Annotated in this window: 14 protein-coding genes and 3 tRNA genes; 2 read left to right on the top strand and 15 right to left on the bottom strand. The window is 44.1% G+C overall.

The features are described from left to right. The 11 genes from HMPREF1705_RS08980 to HMPREF1705_RS08930 all read right to left on the bottom strand — a co-directional run bounded on the left by HMPREF1705_RS08980 (nt 1) and on the right by HMPREF1705_RS08930 (nt 10,964). Nucleotides 1-249, bottom strand: a complete 249-nt coding sequence (locus tag HMPREF1705_RS08980) for a DUF4911 domain-containing protein (protein WP_009201111.1) — start codon at nt 247-249, stop codon at nt 1-3. Beyond that, nucleotides 242-1,018: a 23S rRNA (guanosine(2251)-2'-O)-methyltransferase RlmB gene (gene rlmB, locus HMPREF1705_RS08975; RefSeq protein ID WP_009201112.1), complete on the bottom strand. Its 777-nt coding sequence runs from the start codon at nt 1,016-1,018 to the stop codon at nt 242-244. Before rlmB ends, HMPREF1705_RS08980 begins: the two co-directional genes overlap by 8 nt. Beyond that, the gene (gene uvrA / locus HMPREF1705_RS08970) at nt 1,015-3,855 is read right to left on the bottom strand and encodes an excinuclease ABC subunit UvrA (protein ID WP_009201113.1); all 2,841 of its coding nucleotides are present in this window, start codon (nt 3,853-3,855) and stop codon (nt 1,015-1,017) included. The genes rlmB and uvrA overlap by 4 nt, the downstream gene beginning before the upstream one ends. Beyond that, entirely contained in the window at nt 3,815-5,839 is a 2,025-nt protein-coding gene (gene uvrB / locus HMPREF1705_RS08965) for an excinuclease ABC subunit UvrB (protein ID WP_009201114.1), read from the bottom strand. Before uvrB ends, uvrA begins: the two co-directional genes overlap by 41 nt. A 122-nt stretch (nt 5,840-5,961) precedes the next feature. Beyond that, nucleotides 5,962-7,875 carry an ATP-dependent zinc metalloprotease FtsH gene (gene ftsH / locus HMPREF1705_RS08960; RefSeq protein ID WP_040348009.1) on the bottom strand — a complete coding sequence of 638 codons (1,914 nt, stop codon included), beginning with the start codon at nt 7,873-7,875 and terminating at the stop codon, nt 5,962-5,964. Between the two features lie 39 nt (nt 7,876-7,914). Next, nucleotides 7,915-8,451 carry a hypoxanthine phosphoribosyltransferase gene (gene hpt, locus HMPREF1705_RS08955; RefSeq protein ID WP_009201116.1) on the bottom strand — a complete coding sequence of 179 codons (537 nt, stop codon included), beginning with the start codon at nt 8,449-8,451 and terminating at the stop codon, nt 7,915-7,917. A 5-nt stretch (nt 8,452-8,456) separates the two neighbouring features. After that, entirely contained in the window at nt 8,457-9,854 is a 1,398-nt protein-coding gene (gene tilS, locus HMPREF1705_RS08950; protein WP_111089603.1) for a tRNA lysidine(34) synthetase TilS, read from the bottom strand. A gap of 77 nt (nt 9,855-9,931) precedes the next feature. Then, nucleotides 9,932-10,008: transfer RNA gene (locus HMPREF1705_RS08945), tRNA-Met, on the bottom strand. 4 nt (nt 10,009-10,012) lie between these two features. Continuing rightward, nucleotides 10,013-10,089, bottom strand: a tRNA-Met gene (locus HMPREF1705_RS08940). 30 nt (nt 10,090-10,119) lie between these two features. Further along, nucleotides 10,120-10,206: transfer RNA gene (locus tag HMPREF1705_RS08935), tRNA-Leu, on the bottom strand. Nucleotides 10,207-10,268: 62 nt separating this feature from the next. Further along, entirely contained in the window at nt 10,269-10,964 is a 696-nt protein-coding gene (locus tag HMPREF1705_RS08930) for a lipid-binding SYLF domain-containing protein (protein ID WP_009201118.1), read from the bottom strand. Between the two features lie 313 nt (nt 10,965-11,277). On the opposite strand from HMPREF1705_RS08930, the gene HMPREF1705_RS08925 reads away from it, so the two are divergent. Further along, complete coding sequence (locus HMPREF1705_RS08925; RefSeq protein WP_009201119.1) at nt 11,278-12,345, top strand: pyridoxal phosphate-dependent aminotransferase; 1,068 nt, start codon at nt 11,278-11,280, stop codon at nt 12,343-12,345. Nucleotides 12,346-12,460: 115 nt separating this feature from the next. After that, on the top strand, nt 12,461-12,772 hold the full coding sequence (locus HMPREF1705_RS08920) for a YerC/YecD family TrpR-related protein (protein ID WP_009201120.1): 312 nt from the start codon (nt 12,461-12,463) through the stop codon (nt 12,770-12,772). A 96-nt stretch (nt 12,773-12,868) separates the two neighbouring features. Here HMPREF1705_RS08920 and HMPREF1705_RS08915 read toward each other — a convergent pair whose 3' ends face one another. The 4 genes from HMPREF1705_RS08915 to mnmA are packed head-to-tail and all read right to left on the bottom strand — an operon-like array spanning nt 12,869 to nt 18,257. Further along, nucleotides 12,869-14,017 carry a DUF362 domain-containing protein gene (locus tag HMPREF1705_RS08915; protein WP_009201121.1) on the bottom strand — a complete coding sequence of 383 codons (1,149 nt, stop codon included), beginning with the start codon at nt 14,015-14,017 and terminating at the stop codon, nt 12,869-12,871. Next, nucleotides 14,001-14,768 carry an endonuclease III domain-containing protein gene (locus HMPREF1705_RS08910; RefSeq protein ID WP_009201122.1) on the bottom strand — a complete coding sequence of 256 codons (768 nt, stop codon included), beginning with the start codon at nt 14,766-14,768 and terminating at the stop codon, nt 14,001-14,003. Before HMPREF1705_RS08910 ends, HMPREF1705_RS08915 begins: the two co-directional genes overlap by 17 nt. A gap of 2 nt (nt 14,769-14,770) precedes the next feature. Then, the gene (locus HMPREF1705_RS08905; protein ID WP_040348010.1) at nt 14,771-17,209 is read right to left on the bottom strand and encodes a Lon protease family protein; all 2,439 of its coding nucleotides are present in this window, start codon (nt 17,207-17,209) and stop codon (nt 14,771-14,773) included. Between the two features lie 4 nt (nt 17,210-17,213). Further along, on the bottom strand, nt 17,214-18,257 hold the full coding sequence (gene mnmA, locus HMPREF1705_RS08900; RefSeq protein WP_242603578.1) for a tRNA 2-thiouridine(34) synthase MnmA: 1,044 nt from the start codon (nt 18,255-18,257) through the stop codon (nt 17,214-17,216). Nucleotides 18,258-18,259: the final 2 nt, after the last annotated feature.

Here is an 18,259-nt window from a genome sequence, read left to right as displayed (position 1 = left end):
CTATTCAATTCTTATACTTCCCCCTGCGACCTGGAAATCATCTATTTCGCTTCTAAGCAACGATATCAACTCATAAACCTCTTCTTCCATATCGCCGGCATAATAAAACCAAACATGCCCATTGGGAGCTTCTTCTTTTCTGACATACCCTAAGTTATCATAACCGTCGACAATAGCGCTCAAATAGAAAATATCGGATTCGTTTACGCGCAGCAAAAGTTTACATAGAGCCGATTTGTATTTAACCATCCCTACCTTCTCCACCTTTTACAACGCTTTCCATCCATTCATACATGCCTATGCTTGCCGCTACTGCAGCATTTAAGGACCCCGTCTTCCCAAACATAGGTATAGATCTTATATCATCGCAAGCCCTAGCAACGATCGGAGAAATGCCAGCCTCTTCCGAACCAACCACCAGGGTGAGCTTACCTCTGATCGAAGGCTCATCCCAGAGGTATCTGTCAGCTCTCTGGTCCAACCCCACAACCCACATCCCGTTTTCCTGCAGCCTCTTTATAGCACTCACCAAGTTGCTCACAGAAACCATCATAACACGCATACTCGCGCCGGCACTGCTTTTATGCACCGCACTGCTTGGATAAGCACTGTTGCGCTTTGGGAAAATCACGCCCAAAGCCCCAAAGACTTCTGCGCTCCTGATTATAGCCCCAAGGTTGTTAGGATCTTTTATTTTATCTGCAACTACAACAAGGGAGTTATCCTTTTTTTCTGTTATTCTGTCTATCAATTGATTGATATCACCCAAATTTCCTTGGGAAATATAGGCTAATACCCCTTGATGAGAGGCCCCTCCCGATACTCTGTCGAGAGTTTTATTATCTACCTTCAGAACAGGAATGCCATTCTTGCGTGCCCTATCGTAAATGTCATCAACAAGCTTTTTGTTAATTCCTTCTGATATCAATATCTTATGACAACGATGCGGCGATTCCTCCAAAAGAGCTATCACAGGATGGCGCCCGTAACATATATCTTCGATGCCGGAGTCTCTCATGATACTAAATACCTTCCCCCTCTAATATCTCCCAAAAAGGAAGATAAATATTTACCTGTATAGCTACGTTCGTTCTCGGCCAACTCTTCAGGCATCCCCACAGCAACCACGTAGCCACCGCCATCTCCGCCTTCCGGTCCCAAATCAACTATGTAGTCACAGGAGGCAATAAAATCTAAATTGTGCTCTATCGCCACAACTGTGTTACCTTGATCGACCAATCTATGCAAAAGTAAGAGCAACTTTTTTACATCGCTATAATGCAACCCTGTTGTCGGTTCATCCAAAAGATATAGGGTGGAGCCCCTGAATTGCTTGGCAAGCTCTGTGGCGAGTTTAACCCTTTGAGCTTCGCCTCCGCTTAAGGTAGGTGCCGGTTGACCGAGACGTATATAACCCAATCCGGCCTCTTTTATGACGGAAAGTTTCTTTTCGATCTTCGGAATATCCTTAAAGAACTCGCAGGCCTCATCTACCGTCATATCGAGAACGTCAGTTATGTTTTTGCCTTTAAACTTTACTTCTAGGGTTTCCCTGTTGTAGCGTTTCCCCTTACATACTTCACATGTCACGTAAGCATCGGGCATAAAGAGCATGGGAACGCGCACTACTCCTTCTCCCTTACAGGCTTCGCATCTGCCGCCTTTGACGTTAAAACTAAATCTCCCCACAGAATAACCTCTCAGCTTAGCTTCCGGAAGCATGGAGTAAAATTCCCTTATATGAGTAAAGACGCCAGTGTACGTTGCAGGATTAGACCTTGGCGTCCGACCAATAGGGCTTTGGTCAATGAGAACAACATTTTGAACTTGAGAGTACCCTTCGATAGTTCTATGTTTGCCCACTCTTGCTCTAAAATCGCTATCTATAAGTTTTTTGATGCCTTTAAATATTATTTCATAAAGCAAAGTACTTTTGCCTGAGCCAGAAACTCCGCTTATACAGACCAGGCCGCCCAGCGGAATCGAAACATCAATAGATTTTAAGTTATTCTCTTCGGCTCCGTATATCTTTATATATCCTTTTGGCTTCCGCCTGCTGTTGCCGGGAGGGAAGACAACGCCAGAGCTTTCTCCGCGCAGGTAGCGGGCAGAGAGACAGCAGGAATTTTTAATCTCATCGCTAGAACCTTCAAATACAATCTCTCCCCCTCTCTCTCCTGCCTCCGGGCCCAGCTCTATGATATGATCTGCAGCCATCATTACTTCTCTGTCATGTTCAACGATGATAATGCTATTGCCCAGATCTTTTATCGATTCCAACGTTTTTAGCAACCTGTTTGTATCTCTAGAGTGAAGTCCGATAGTCGGCTCGTCTAATACATAGAGAACTCCGGTCAACTTCGATCCTATCTGAGTAGCAAGGTGAATTCGCTGGCTTTCCCCGCCGCTCAAAGTATCGGCCCTTCTATTTAACGTCAAATAGCCAACTCCTACATCAACGAGAAAGGAAAGCCTCTTAAGTAGTTCCTCGACGACAGGACGTACAACTTTTTCCCATTTGCTCTCCTCTGATCTTATTTTGTTGACTACATTGACTAAATTAGCGACCTGCATTTCTACCATGTCACCAATTGTATAACCCGCTATCTTGACCGCCAAAGCTTCCGGTCGCAATCGCTTTCCACCACAGCTTTCGCATATATCTTCCGTCCTGAATTTGGAAAGTTCCTCTTTGACGTTGTCCGACTCAGTCTCTCTCCAGCGCCTTTCTAACCAAGGAATTAAACCTTCATATCGCCCCATATAAGTAAATTCTTCGCCATGTTCTCTATATGTCATTGGAGCTCTATCGTTTGAACCGTTTATTACCATCTCAACGACATATTTGGGCAATGACTTAAAGGGGAGGTCTAAGTTCCATCCCTTCTTTTTCGCTATAGCCTCCAAGCGCCTTAACATGTAATGATTTTTGCCCCAAGGTATAATGGCACCTTCTAATACCTTTCTTTCAGGATCTATTGCAAATTCTTTAGAAAAGTACTCATAACTTCCGATTCCCGAACAAGAGGGGCATGCGCCATAGGGGCTATTGAAGGAAAAAAGCCTGGGCTCTATTTCCGGGATAGATATTCCGCAATCGGGGCACACGAATTTATTAGTTAACAGTTCCTCCTCTATTTCGTCTATTAGAAAAAGAACAAACCCCTCGGCTAATTCGAAGGATTTTTCAACAGCCTCGCTCAAACGATCTCTTCTGCTTTCATGGGCTTTTATACGATCCAAAACAACTTCTATATTGTGTGGTCTGTTTTTATCCAGAGCTATTTCCTCTTCAAGCCAAAGAACCTGACCATCAACCCGAACTCTTACGTAACCTGCTTGTCGCAACTTCAAAAATAGATTTTTGTGTTCTCCCTTTTTCCCCTTGACCACTGGAGCAAGTATCGTAAGCCTTCTATCCTTCCATTTATTCAACACTAAGTCTACTATTTCGTCCACAGTATAGCGATGCACTTCGTGACCGCATATGTGACAATATGGCACTCCTGCTCTGCCATACAAAAGTCTCAAATAATCGTAAATTTCGGTAACTGTTCCAACTGTTGAACGTGGATTGTGAGATATTCCCTTTTGTTCTATCGATATAGCCGGCGACAAACCGGATATGTCATCTACATCAGGTTTATCTTGTATACCCAAAAACTGCCTCGCGAAGGCCGACAGAGATTCGACGTACCTGCGTTGACCCTCTGCATATATGGTATCAAATGCCAGCGACGATTTACCCGATCCCGATGGCCCTGTTATCACCACCATTTTGTTTTTGGGGATCTTGATATTTATGTTTTTTAAATTATGCTGTCTTGCTCCTTTTACGATTATGTACTGTTCCACGCGTAATTCTTCCTCCCTTGATATCGCTGATCAAATCTCGCAATCTCGCAGCCTCTTCGAAGTTAAGTTTTGCAACGGCATCCCACATCATGCGCTCCAGTTCTTCGAGAGACACTTCGCTGGGCCTTGGAACCGCCCCGTGATCTCCTTCGCCCTCTCTTTTTTCCAAGAGCTCTTCCGGCAAAAGATGTACAATGGGTTTAACAATGCTCTTCGGCTCAATTCCGTGTTCGATGTTAAAGGCTTCCTGTATTTTTCTTCGACGTTCTGTCTCGCTTACTGCCACCTTAATGCTTTCCGTCATTTCGTCGGCATAGAGAACTACCATACCTGCCGCATGTCTTGCCGCCCTTCCGATCATCTGAATAATGGAGCGAGAAGAACGCAAGAAACCTTCCCTGTCTGCATCGAGTATGGCAACCAAGCTTACCTCAGGAAGATCGAGGCCCTCTCTCAGTAAATTTACTCCCACCAAAATGTCAATGGTGCCAATCCTGAGATCACGAAGCAGCTCGGCCCTTTCAAAGGTATCGAATTCAGAATGGATGTATTTCACTTTATATCCCAATCCAGCAAGATATTCCGCCAAATCCTCAGCTGATCGCTTTGTCAAAGTATTGACCAATACTCTCTTGTTTTCTTTCAGACACCCTTTAAGCCGATAGAGCAAATCGTCAAGTTGATGTTTTGCAGGAACTACCTCTACTTTGGGATCTAATATCCCTGTGGGTCTAACAAGCAGCTCAACTACCTGTTCCGATGTCGATAATTCATAATCACCGGGGGTTGCCGACACGAAAATTACTTGTTTCATATATTCTTCGAACTCCTCCCACCGGAGTGGCCTGTTGTCGAGACAGGAAGGCAATCTGAAGCCATGTTCCACCAGCGTCTTCTTTCTGGAAACATCGCCATTGTACATCCCTCTGATTTGAGGAACGGTTATGTGAGACTCATCTATTACCATGACAAAATCGCCAGGGAAGAAATCCAGAAGGGTTCCCGGCGGTTCCCCCGGATTTCTGCCATCCAGATGTCTTGAATAGTTCTCTATACCTGAACAATAACCAACTTCGGATAACATTTGCATATCATAACGAGTCCGAGTCGACAAACGTTGCGCCTCCAATAGTTTACCCTCCGATTGAAGCTCCGCTACACGGAAATCCAATTCTTCTTCAATTGCTTTTAACGCCTTTTTAATTGAATCATGGGTTGTAACGTAGTGTTGAGCAGGAAATACGGCAGCGCAATCCTTTTCGACAATTGTCTTACCCCATAGGGGGTCAATCTCCTCTATTCTCTCTATTTCGTCATCGAAAAAGAAAACACGTAACGCTGTATCGCTATAAGCAGGATAAACTTCGACGACATCGCCTCGTCCACGGAATGTTCCAGGCTCTAGCGTCGTATCGTTACGCTCGTAATAGTTGTCGAGCAATCTCTTGAAGAAGTCCTTTCGGTTAATATTATCGCCGACAGAAAACCTAAAGATTGCCTCTTCGTAGGACTTTCGCCTTCCCAAACCATATATACAGGACACACTTGCGACTACAATGACATCTCTTCTTTCCAGCAAAGCCTTGGTTGTAGCCAATCTCAATTTTTCGATCCTTTCGTTTATAGAAGCGTCCTTTTCTATATAGATGTCCTGCGATGGTAAATATGCCTCGGGTTGGTAGTAATCATAATAGCTAACGAAATAATGGACTTCGTTATTAGGAAAGAAATCCTTAAATTCACTGTATAGCTGTGCAGCTAGCGTTTTGTTGTGAGCTATTACCAAGACCGGCCTTTGGATCTTCTCGATCACATTCGCTATAGTGAAGGTTTTTCCGCTTCCCGTAACTCCAAGGAGAGTTTGATACCTCGTGCCCTGCTTCAAGCCCAAGGCCAATTTTTCTATGGCGAGTGGCTGGTCCCCGGCCGGTTTCCAGGGAGCTACTAGCTCAAATTTTTTTTGGCCTTCTCCTTGGTACTTCATTTTTACAAAAACCACCTCATGTATATATTATCAAGAAAAAGCATGACGCGCAGGATTATCTACGCGCCATTATCTAGTATATTTAAGACATCCTATTCACGGTCAGTGATGTCAAATTATACTTATGCCGGATCTATCCTGGGTTCAAGCTGAAGTGACGTTTTTTTCTCAACAGCCTGCGCCGCAGCAACTGACTCGGTACCAGCATCTTCCTCAGAACGATCCGTCTCTTCACCAAGTTTTTCGTTTATTAATCTATCTAATTCTTCGCCCTCCAAAACTTCTTTTTCCAGTAAAACCGCAGCAATTTTTTCAAGTACCAAGTCATGTTTAACCAAAAGATCTTTAACTAACTCATAACAATCGTCAATAATACGCCTGACTTCTTGGTCTATAGCGTATGCTATCTCTTCGCTGTAGTTTCTATCTTCGACTATATCTCTTCCAAGAAATATCTCGTGTTGTTTTCGCCCCAATCGAACCGGACCCAATCGCTCGCTCATTCCGAATTCGGTGACCATTTTCCTGGCTATTTGAGTAGCGCGCTCTAAATCGTTCTGGGATCCCGTAGTGATATCGTCACTCTTGAGCTCCTCGGTAACTCTTCCACCTAATAGAACGCATATTTTATTTAATAGCTCCTTTTTGGATATGAGGAAGCGGTCTTCTTCGGGCAGCTGCATAGTATAGCCCAAGGCCTGATGCCCTCTGGGTATTATGGAAACTTTATGCACAGGATCGCAATCGGGCAAAAGCTTGGCCACAAGAGCATGACCTGACTCGTGCAAGGCTATGACCCTTTTTTCCTTAGGACTTATAACCCTGCTCCTGCGTTCCGGCCCGGCTATTACCCTGTCGATGGCCTCCTCAAACTCCTCAATGGTTATTTGCTTCTTATTGCGTCTTGCAGCCAATAAAGCTGCTTCGTTAACCAGGTTAGCTAGATCGGCACCGACAAATCCTGGAGTCCTTTTTGCTATAATTTCCAAATTGACATTGGGATCCACTTTTTTGTCGCGTATATGAACCTTAAGTATAGCCAGCCTTCCATTGAAATCAGGCCTGTCGACGACGATCTGACGATCAAACCGCCCGGGTCGAAGAAGTGCAGGATCCAATATATCGGGCCTGTTGGTCGCTGCTATTACGATTATTCCCGTCGATGCATCGAACCCATCGAGCTCTACGAGCAATTGGTTTAAGGTTTGCTCTCTCTCATCGTGCCCTCCTCCAAGCCCAGCCCCTCTATGTCTTCCGACGGCATCTATTTCGTCTATAAAGATAATGCAGGGCTGATATTTCCTGGCCTGCTCGAAAAGGTCCCGTACCCTGGCAGCTCCAACGCCGACGAACATCTCCACGAAGTCCGAACCGCTAATGCTGAAGAAGGGCACATCTGCCTCCCCTGCTACAGCTCTAGCCAACAAGGTCTTGCCCGTTCCGGGATGCCCTAGCAGAAGAACCCCTCTGGGCACCCTAGCACCCAGGGCAGAAAATTTTCTTGGATTTCGCAAGAACTCTATAACCTCATGCAACTCTTCCTTAGCTTCGTCGCAACCCGCAACATCATCGAAGGTTACCTTGGGACGATTATCCAAGAACATCTTTGCCTTGCTTTTAGCGAAGGACATGACTTTGCTTCCCCCACCTTGCATGTGATAGAGAATGAAAATCCATGCCCCTATCAAAAGTAGGGTTGGGAATAGAGAAGAAACCATCCCAGACCACCAAGGAGCCGCCTGTGGCGGTTTGACTTCCACATTAACACCCCTTGCCGCTATCTCCTTCGCTAAATCTCCCACTCCGACGGCATAGGTATTAAACACTCTACCATCCTTTAATTTACCCGTAATGCTGGATCCATCTATGGCAACCTCCGTAACGTTGCCCTTATCAACTTGTTCAAGGAACTCTGAATAAGATAGCGGCGCAACATCACGAGTTTGCTGCATTGGAGTTATGAACATGTTGACCAGACTAACTACGAGCACTATCAATATCAAATACAACCCTAAGTTTTTCATCATTCTATTCAATCTATTACCACCTCTTTACCCTAAAACACGCTTTCCGCCTCATATAGAGGGCCTTACGACATATATTGACGGCAAATTTCTCCACAATCCCGCATAATCCAAGCCATATCCTACTACAAATTCATCGGGAATTGTAAATCCGCAATAATCGATATTTACCTCTGACTGATGCCTCTCCGGCTTATCCAAGAGAACGCATATCTTCAGTCCTCTCGGTTCCCTTTCCATCATGATTCTTGACAAATAAGAGAGCGTCAATCCCGTGTCCATGATATCTTCTACGATCAAAACCTCGCATCCCTTGATATCGGTATCTATATCCTTGATAATTCTCACGATTCCGCTTGTCTTTGTAGAGGCACCATACGACGATACAGCTAAAAAGTCAATTTTCACCTTTACTGAGCTGTCTATATTTCGAACTAGATCTGAGAGAAATATAACTGCTCCTTTGAGAACGCCAACAATTATCAACTCTTTGCCTGCATAATCTTTCGATATCTGCCGACCCAATTCCATTACCCTTTTTTTAATTTCTTCTTCGCTAATTAGAATTTCGCTCAACTCATACGACATAAATGCTACATCCTTTCGTCTTTCTGGTAATGCACTTTTATCTGAACGGCTCTCGATGAAGGCCATATTACATTTTTGCCCTTGCCTTCACCGTATATCGGTACCCACCACATTTTACAACTTAAAATGAATATTGGCCATCCTCGTTTGGCCCACCAAGACATAAATTCCAGGTTCCAACCAAAAGTTTTGCGAGCCTTAATAGCAGACATAACCCTAATAACAGCGCTCTCTTGATTGTCAATTATAAGACGACATTGATGAGTGCCAAATTTGCTTTGAGTGAACTTGCCCTCTAAAAGCTCCCAAGAAATTTCCCAACCATTCCAAGGAAATGTTCCGTTCGGCCTCGATTCCAAATCTATTGAGACATCGATTAATCTATCATTAACATCCCAGTCAAGCCAAGCAATGAAATTTTTATCTCCACAAACCTCAACTTTGCCCTCCCACTGAAACCTCCAATTTATCTTATCTTTAATGAGCTTGAGCAACAATTCCGTTCTGTCGCTTGAAAGAGTGGTTAAATGCAAATCTCTTTGTTGTCTGCGCAGACATTCTGTTATTTGTAAAGCAGGAAGATTCAAAGACCGCAGGGCCTTCCTGTCCCAAAGAGCCTTCGTATAAGGAAGAGGTTTTATCCCAACGAGGCCATTAATTTTAGCGGCCTCGTTCTCGAGCAAATTGGCCGTTTCGAAAGCTTGCCTGGAAAGAAAGGCGATATGTTTTCTAATCTTTGGGTTATACTCCCTTTCGAGCAGAGGAATCAGTTGTAATCTTATCTTGTTTCTAGCGTAATTGACATCTACATTGGTAGAATCCTCTCTCCAGTTGATACTAAGCCCCTCGAGGAGGTCGGTTATTTCCCTTCTGGTAAAATCTATCAAAGGCCTTACTATATAACCGCGCTTTTCCGGAATACCTTGCAGACCCCTCAATCCGGTACCTCTTATTACGTTAAATATAACTGTTTCGACAAGATCGTCGTTATGATGGCCCACGGCAATGTATGCAGCTTTATTTTCGCTCCTAATTTTTTCAAGGAATTCATAACGAAGTCTACGAGCGGCTTCTTCGATGCCTTCTCCTTTTTGACGCAACTGAGGTACTGGGACGCTTTCCATAAAAAAGGGGCATTGAAAATTGAAGGCCAAATCACGCACGAATACAGCATCCTCGATCGATTCCCTGCCCCTTATTCCATGTTCAAAGTGGGCTACGATAACCTTACCTCGCCAGAGATTAACGAGCATCCAGAGGAGTGCCACCGAGTCCGGCCCTCCCGATATGCCGGCCACTACCGAATCAGCGATGTTCCACCATCCTTGTCGTTCTCCTGTAGCCTTGAATTTAGGATAGTACCGACCCATGATCCATTTAGGAATGTCTTTCGATAAATACACCTTTATAATCACCTGTGAGGTTAAAAAGATATAACATGGGCGGGGTAACAGCCCCGCCCATGTCGAACGCTAAATTTTGGTGGCGGTGAGTGGATTTGAACCACTGACCCTGCGGGTATGAACCGCATGCTCTCGCCAACTGAGCTACACCGCCAAATTGGTTGCGGGGGCAGGATTTGAACCTGCGACCTTCGGGTTATGAGCCCGACGAGCTACCGGTCTGCTCCACCCCGCGATATCACCTACGATTACCCTGGACGCCAGATGGTGCCGGGCGCGGGACTTGAACCCGCACGGACCTTACGTCCCCGGGATTTTAAGTCCCGTGCGTCTACCATTCCGCCAGCCCGGCTGGCAAGAAACATTATAGGAATATGCGGAGCAGTAGTCAAGGGGAGGTTTCGTCAGTTTTTATTATTTCTTTGCCATCGCCATCAATTTATTTAATTCTTTGACTAGTGGCTGCACATCGCTCTTCGTAGCCCTCTTTTTCAAAATCTCCTCAGGTGTCAACTCTTTGCCCCAGTATGCTATGTTGGCATTCTCGTCCGTATCAACAGATCCTCCGCTCAAGGAAACCCCTGCAAAAGCTCCCTTGGCGATCGAATAACTGTAAATTGAATTCGTTGCGGCGCCCGCTCTGCGACCAGCAGGACCGGCTGCCACGGAAATATCCGCACCCAGGCTAACGTGTTCTTTTTTTAAAGCTTCCAGTCCGGCATCGTCCATTATAACTAATATCAAGCTCGTCGATTGAACCCCTATCTGAAGTCCTACGGATATGCCGCCAATACTTAAAAACGAAGGTCCGTACCATTGGTTCGTATTCGGATCCCTCCTTAACATCAATCCCTCGCCGAATTCAGCTCCAAATACAAACCCCGCCTTTGTAACGTTAGGGAATATTGCAATACCTTTGGAATCTTTAAGCAGGTCCGTCAATCCTTCTACATCGCTTTGCCTTCCCATTTCTTGCAGCAGTTCGGTCGATAAAGTTATCCTCTGTTCGGGCGTCTTGGCCCAAGCACCAGAGCCAATAAAAACTATGGAAAGCACAGACAACAAAACAACCACAACAATTTTAAAGTTTTTATATTCAACCTTTACCATCACCTTACCTCCCTCTCCCTTTTAATATTATTTACTTTTATTGTACTACACGACAGCATCTCTATTTTCATTGTAACTACCTATCCGCATATCCGTCATATATCTGAGTTAAACAATCATATTTACAGGTATTAATATAGTGTTGTTTGATCTAAATAATAACAATATACTAGAAATATATTATATATTAACCATCCTAAAAAATAGCCGTGAGTTGGTGCCAAAGCACTTGACGAGAATCGCATGATCATGATAAACTTTGTATTGGTTGCGTCATGTGTTTATTATAATAAATCGTTAGGAGGATTACGTAATGTTACGTGATCATGAATACACATTAGATAAAGAATTGAGACTTGATAAGAACGAAAATCCCTTTGAACTTCCTCCATCTCCCAGGGAAGAGATGCGACAGATAATCTCTAAAATCGACCTAAATCGCTACCCCGATCCCCTTGCAAATAAATTACGAAGCAAATTAAGCATGAAGCTAAATTTCCCTCAGGAAAGAATCGTCATTGGCAATGGAGGCGACGAAATACTTTCCATGTTGTTTATGGCCTATGTTAAGCCTGGTGATAAAGTACTTACTTTATATCCTTGTTTTTCAGAGTACAAACGGCTTTGTAAAATATTTGGAGCCGAGCAACATGTAGTTCCCATTAATTTTAACGACAAACATATCACCCTGGATGTGGAGCAAATTTTAGATGCGATAGCAAGAATATCTCCAAAACTAATACTGCTCGATAACCCACACAACCCGACAGGGACGTTCATAGATCCCGCGCTTCTGATAAACATCGCAAAAATGTCACCCTGCCCCTTCGTGTTGGATGAGGCATACGTCGAATTCGCCTCCAGATCTTCTCTTGACGTTTTGAAGAAAAATTTTCCCTCCAATTTATGCATCTTAAGGACACTATCTAAGGCATGGGGGCTGGCGGGATTAAGGGTTGGTTACTCACTTTGTTCCGATGAAATTGCCAAGACATTGAATGAAATAAAAAGCCCTTTTAACGTTAACGTCATTTCACAGGAGATTGCCTGCATAATGCTAGATTACGACGAGTGGATGAAAAGCAGAGTTTACAGCATAAGATTTTTGCGCGACAAATTCATAGAAGAAGTTAATGAAATAGACACCTTCTATGCATATCCCAGTCAGAGCAACTTCGTTCTTATACGGTCAGAGCTCGACAGGGACTATATAAAGGCTTTCCTGCGGGATAAAGGAATAATGATAAATCTCCTGGACTTAGACATCGACGGCTTTACTTGGATGCGCGTTTCGATTGGAAAAGAGGAGGAATTGAATTATGTAATTCAAGCATTTCGTTCCATTGTACGACAACCAAATGCTGAATTTGTTATAGCTTAGATAATTCCCCCCTTGACAAATGCACGTTTAAAACTGTAGTATTTAATTCAGCAATGATAAGTCACACAGTAAAGTGTGAATCATCATGATATACGATAAAAAGGGGGGATAAAAGATGGCAGACAAATGGAAAGATCGGTTAACCGATCAACTCTGCAAAGCATTTTTGGCCTTGAAAAACGTCGATGAAATTTACAATTTCCTAGAGGATGCAGCAACGATTGGAGAAATCAGAGCCCTCGCCCAAAGGCTTGAAGTAGCTCGTTTGCTCGAAGAGGGATACACCTATCCTCAAATAGCACAACAGACAGGGGCGAGCACGGCTACCATAAGCCGTGTGAAGAAATTTCTGGAATATGGTGCCGATGGATACAAGTTGGTACTGGAGAGGCTCAAAAACTTCGAGGGTGATACGAGACCAGAATAGTTTGAAACTATATGATCTTGTGCGATAACAAAGAAAGGGGACATCGAAACGATGTCCCCTTTCTTTGTTATCGCGTCTTCCACCGAGAAGCGCTACTTACATCCTAAGGAACTTCATCAACATATTTTCATGGACTTCCATGGCTCCTGTAGGACACATCTCGTGACAACACAGACACTTAACACACATTGCTCTGTTTATGCGAGGAAGGGGGTCCATTCTGATAGCTTTCCGAGGACAGACATCGGCACAAATCCCGCACTTTACGCATTTCTCTTCCCGGAGGCGGGGAGATAATGCAACCCATCTATGCGTCCAACCTCTAAGCCATGTGGGCAAAAGCCTCAGAGATGAACTGCTTTTAATGAACCCCTTTGCTTCAATCTCATCAGGTTCCACACCTATAATTTCTATTTCATCGAAGGAAGATGGTCCAATTCCCCTTTTTGCCGCGATGTTCAGCAATGGTATGTTTAAGGGATTCTTATACCCCATAACCTTTGCCGCCACGAAGTCCAAGGCAAGGGCGTTTTTCGATGCCATAATAAGACCAACAAATCTGGGATGTCCGTGGGTAGGGCCGTTTCCCTCCATAGCATATATGGCATCTAATACGTTCAATTCCGGTGGCCTTGCTAAATATAGATCCACTATAGCGTTGCACAATTGATTTATAGATAGAGAAAAGTGAGCTCTTTTCCTGGTGCTGGTATCAGCTATCCCAAAACAATTCTTCACACATGCAGTGATCTCCGTTTCTGCATGTGTTTTCAGTTTGGCAATATTGATCACGAAAGGCGCCTCAAAATAGCGTTTCGAAACGGTAAGCTCTTTTAGTACCACGTTTTCATCTCGTCTGAGAACGACAAATCCGCCATCGGACAATATAGTAGCAGTAGCGTTATCATCGATTTCAACGGCACCTGTCATCCCTGTCAGCCTTAGGAGCTCCTCTTTCCTGTCGGCATAGAGATGTCCCGGCAAGTCTGCAACTGCAATTTCCCCCAAATGCCCTTTTTTTCTGGCCACTTTAATCAGAGCCTGAACGATGGAGGGGTGGGTCGTTACGGCCAACTCAGGTCTTTTGGGAGCGAGGAGGTTTACCTTTAAAAGCAGTTTTTCGAACAAAAATCGGGAGGGGATCCATTCCTCAATAGCATCCAATGTGAAATTTAAAGCCTCATACACCTCATCGAGTTCATAGGACGAAGCTCGTCGAAGAGCTACTTTATATTTTTTCGTCACCTTTTTTCTCCTCCATGACAAAAAGGCATAAATTTCGAGCATTTAACGGACATATCGTGCACTTGGGTCTTCTTGAGACGCAGATATTTCTTCCGTGAGATATGATGTCCAAATGGGCCGACCAGTATAAATCCGAAGGTATAACCGATCCCATTATCTTTTGCGTCTCTTCAGGTGTGCTTTTAGGGCTTACCCAACCTATTCTTTTACAAAGTCGGTTGACATGTGTATCCACAGGAAAAGCCGGTATCCCGAGATCGAAGAGAAGGACACATGCAACGGTCTTAGGACCCACGCCCGGAAGAGAGCTTAAAAAATCTATTATTTCTTCTTTTTTCATACCCTTCAAAGGCTTTAAAGAACAACTTCCAAATCGCTCGGTTATAAGGCCGAGCACGCTTTTTATCCTCGACGCTTTTATATTAGATAAACCTGCCGGTTTGATGACCTCAGCAAGCTCGGTTTCTGCTGTCACTAACACATCCTCCCATCGAGGAGAGCGTGACCTTAAAAACTCGTATGCACGATCTCTATTCTTGTCGTTCGTATTCTGGGACAATATGGTCAATATCAAACCGTCCAGGGGTTCGTCACTCGTCGTTTTAGCGGGCCGCAAGTGAGACCAAAGGCCCGCTAAAACATCGATCACGTTAAGAACCCACTCTCTTAAAGACGGCTCTGTAAGATTGCGCTCCATTAACTTTCGATCAGTACCGCCAGAACTATTTACGGCTCCTTGTAATTTAGTCATTCTTAATTGTTCTCGCTGTTTTCTTCCCTTTCCGTCTTTTGAAGGGCTTTTTTAAGCTTTGCAGCTTCTTCCATGAAAAATCTAAGCCTTTCTTTGGCCTTGCCGTGAACAGTTTCGTCGGGATATTTGCCCGACTCATCCGGAACGCCCGCAGGAACACCTGTCAAAATTTCCAAACCCTCATCAACGGTATCAATTGCCCATATGTGGAATTTTCCCTCTTCTACGGCTTCTAACACTTCGTGATCCAACATCAGGTGTATCAAATTTTGTTTCGGAATCATAACACCCTGTTCGCCCGTCAATCCCCGTAACTTGCAATACCTGAAAAATCCTTCGATCTTTTCGTTAACTCCTCCAATAGGCTGAATATTGCCAAATTGATCTACCGAACCCGTCACTGCAATGCCCTGTTTCAAGGAATAGCCCGAAAGGGACGACAGAAGACAATATAGCTCCGTAGAGGAAGCGCTATCCCCTTCGATTTCTTCGTAGGTCTGCTCAAAGGCAATCCTCGCAGATAGGGTAAGCGGCATATCTTGGGCATATTTCTTGCCCAAATAACTGGAGAGAATTAACAGACCCTTATTGTGAATTGGGCCCGTCAATTTTACCTCTCTTTCGATATTGACGACGCCCTCCTGCCCCATATAAACGTTAGAGGTTATTCTAACGGGATGACCAAAGGAATGTTCTCTCATATCTATCACGGTAAGACCGTTGATTTGCCCTACTCTCTCGCCATCTACTTCAACGCGAAGGATTCCATCCTCAAAGGCCTTGAACATACGGTCCTCTATTAAGCTGACGCGATAGCGCATTTCTTTGATAGCTTTCCTGACATCCGAAGCCTCTACTGCCTCTTTGCCTTCAGCCCTAGCCCAAGCGGTTGCTTCAACCAAAACTTCCGTTATTTTATTCATCTGTGTGGTCATACGTTGTTTGTGATCCGCCAAACGAGATGCATATTCTATGACTTCACCCACTGCTTCTCTGTCATAGGGAAGCAGGTTTTCCTGCTGCGTATATTCCGCTACAAATACGGCCATATCATATTCGGTATTCTCGTTTCTCGGCATATCTACGTCGAAATCAGCTTTTATCTTAAAGAGCTCCGAAAACTCTTTGTCGTACAAGCTCAATAAGTAATAAATCAAACGAGTGCCAACTATTACTACCTTTATGTTCAGCGGAATAGGTTCCGGCCTTAGGGAGGATACGGGCAAAAAGCCTAATTGTTCTCCCAAGTTTTCAATCGTAAGCTTCTCATCCTTGAGGGCACGTTTCAAAGCATCATATGACAAATATTGCCTTAGCAGTTCTTCGGCTTCCAAAACCAGATATCCGCCGTTAGCCCTATGAATTGCACCTGCAACTATCTTTCTGAAATCAGTATAGAGGTAACCTTGTCTGCTCTCATACTCCACCTTGCCCATCAGGTTGTAGTAGGTCGGATTGGACTCTCTAATTACAGGAGCGCCCTCTTCGGGATCATTGCTGACAAAAACATTAACCATGTATTTACCGAAATCAACTTCAATGCTTTCATCCCTGGCCGCCGCAACAAAAATGTTGAAGTTTTTTATAACGTCCTCTTCCATCGAGGCAATCCATTCCAAAAGTTTCTGGAATTTTCCGTATCTTTCCCTTAATTCACTGAGAAAAGGACTTATAGCGCTTCGCGAAATATTTCTTTCTAATTCCTTAATCCTGTCCTTAAGGGTTTTTTCTAAGTCCCTTATCTTTCTTAGGGTCTCAAGGGTGTGCTGGGAAATCTTCTCAGATATTTCCTGAAGCCTTTTCTGTTCCTCCTCAGGAAGTGCTTCAAATTCCTCCTGTTGCATTTCCCTTTGAATTACCTTCCCATCCTCTTCGACTTTAACTAAGGGGATATTCACGAAACCCTGAGGCGTACGTTTTATAAGGAATCCGTTTTGTTGCGCTATATTTCGCAAACGATCCATTAATTCATTGACCTGTTCTTGGAATTCTTTTACCAACTGCGCCTTTGCATCCTCATATTGGCTATCTTCAAAGGCCTTGCTCAAGGTTGACTTAAGCTCCTCTATCACATCGGTCATGGTCTGAGCAAACCGTTTGCCCTGCCCTGCCGGCATATTGATGGCAATTGGAGAGCTTGGGTTTTCAAAATTGTGCATGTAAAGCCAGTCATCCGGCGCAGGTAACTTTTTTGCTTTGGCTTCTATCTGTCGCATAGCGTAGGTCATTCGTCCGCTGCCCGGATTACCAACTACAAAAATGTTAAATCCCTTTTTATCGAGCGATAGCCCAAAAGAAACCGCCTTTGCAGCCCGCTCCTGTCCTATCAACCTTTTATCGCTAACCAATTCAGCGGTGGTTGAAAACGAAAATTTCTCCATGGAAACCCTGGAGCGCAGCAACTCTTTCGGTACTCTTTTTTCTCCTAGAATTGATGACATTTATCTATACCTCCTTCGCATCACTACAGCCGGCTATAATACCTCCACCAACTACAACTCTCCCGTCATAAAGTACGAGCGACTGCCCTGGCGCTACTCCCCAAAAAGGACTCTCCAAAGCCTTAACTGTAAACCCCTCTTCCCCACTATCCGTCAATGCAACCGGTTTTGGCGTAGCCTTGTATCTGTGCTGAGCACTATATACTTTTCCAACTTCGGGCCCTTCCAGCCAATGAGGAGAGTAACATTTTATAAATCGTCTTTGCAAATCCTCTTTTCTTCCAACTATTAGGGCATTTTCTGAAGCGTTAATTTCCGACACATACCATGGACCGTTTGGCAAGCCAAGACCCTCTCGCTGTCCGACTGTATAATATCCGATCCCTCTATGGCTGCCTAAAAACTCCCCTTGCAAAGATAAAATTGGTCCCTCTTTAACATCGATTCTCGAAGATAAAAAATCCCTTAAAGTTTCGTCACGCCTCAAAAAACATAAATCTGCGCTTTCTTCGACATCATCAAAGATATTCCCAAAAATCTCTCTGGCTTTCTTTTTTACTTCGGCCTTCGTCAAATCACCCAGTGGAAAGATTACACTGCTCAACCAATTTTTAGGGAGGCGGTAGAGCATGTAGCTTTGCTCTTTTTTGGGATCTCTCCCTCGGACGAGATGGTAATTCAAGTCATCTTTATAAATTTTAGCATAATGTCCCGTGGCTACGAAATCGCTATTATAGCAATTGAGCAAATCGAACAATGTTTTAAATTTAACATTTGGATTGCAAAATACACAGGGATTAGGAGTTTTCCCATTGGAATAAGATGTGATTAAGGGCATTATTACTTCACTTTGAAATTTTTCTCTTATATCGATTGCATAAAAGGGGACTTTTAACAGTTCGCAAACCTTCCGTGCCCTATCGACATCTTCTTCGTGACCATCGGACATCACCAAAAAACAGCCGACTACTTTATGCCCCTGTTTGGCCAGCAACGATAAAGCAAAGGAACTGTCTATTCCACCGCTTATGGCAGCAATTATCCTCAATT

It is taken from the genome of Acetomicrobium hydrogeniformans ATCC BAA-1850 (assembly GCF_000160455.2).
Classification (GTDB): domain Bacteria; phylum Synergistota; class Synergistia; order Synergistales; family Acetomicrobiaceae; genus Acetomicrobium; species Acetomicrobium thermoterrenum.
The sequence above is the reverse complement of the archived record's forward strand: the minus strand, read 5'-3'. Positions and strand labels throughout refer to the sequence as shown.

Excerpts from the sequence above, each read along its gene's own strand:
- rlmB (WP_009201112.1), bottom strand. The coding sequence starts at position 1,018 with ATGAGAGACTCCGGCATCGAAGATATATGTTACGGGCGCCATCCTGTG.
- HMPREF1705_RS08930 (WP_009201118.1), bottom strand. The coding sequence starts at position 10,964 with ATGGTAAAGGTTGAATATAAAAACTTTAAAATTGTTGTGGTTGTTTTG.
- HMPREF1705_RS08910 (WP_009201122.1), bottom strand. The coding sequence starts at position 14,768 with ATGACTAAATTACAAGGAGCCGTAAATAGTTCTGGCGGTACTGATCGA.
- HMPREF1705_RS08925 (WP_009201119.1), top strand. The coding sequence starts at position 11,278 with ATGTTACGTGATCATGAATACACATTAGATAAAGAATTGAGACTTGAT.
- HMPREF1705_RS08920 (WP_009201120.1), top strand. The coding sequence starts at position 12,461 with ATGGCAGACAAATGGAAAGATCGGTTAACCGATCAACTCTGCAAAGCA.
- HMPREF1705_RS08905 (WP_040348010.1), bottom strand. The coding sequence starts at position 17,209 with ATGTCATCAATTCTAGGAGAAAAAAGAGTACCGAAAGAGTTGCTGCGC.
- uvrB (WP_009201114.1), bottom strand. The coding sequence starts at position 5,839 with ATGAAGTACCAAGGAGAAGGCCAAAAAAAATTTGAGCTAGTAGCTCCC.
- HMPREF1705_RS08980 (WP_009201111.1), bottom strand. The coding sequence starts at position 249 with ATGGTTAAATACAAATCGGCTCTATGTAAACTTTTGCTGCGCGTAAAC.
- hpt (WP_009201116.1), bottom strand. The coding sequence starts at position 8,451 with ATGTCGTATGAGTTGAGCGAAATTCTAATTAGCGAAGAAGAAATTAAA.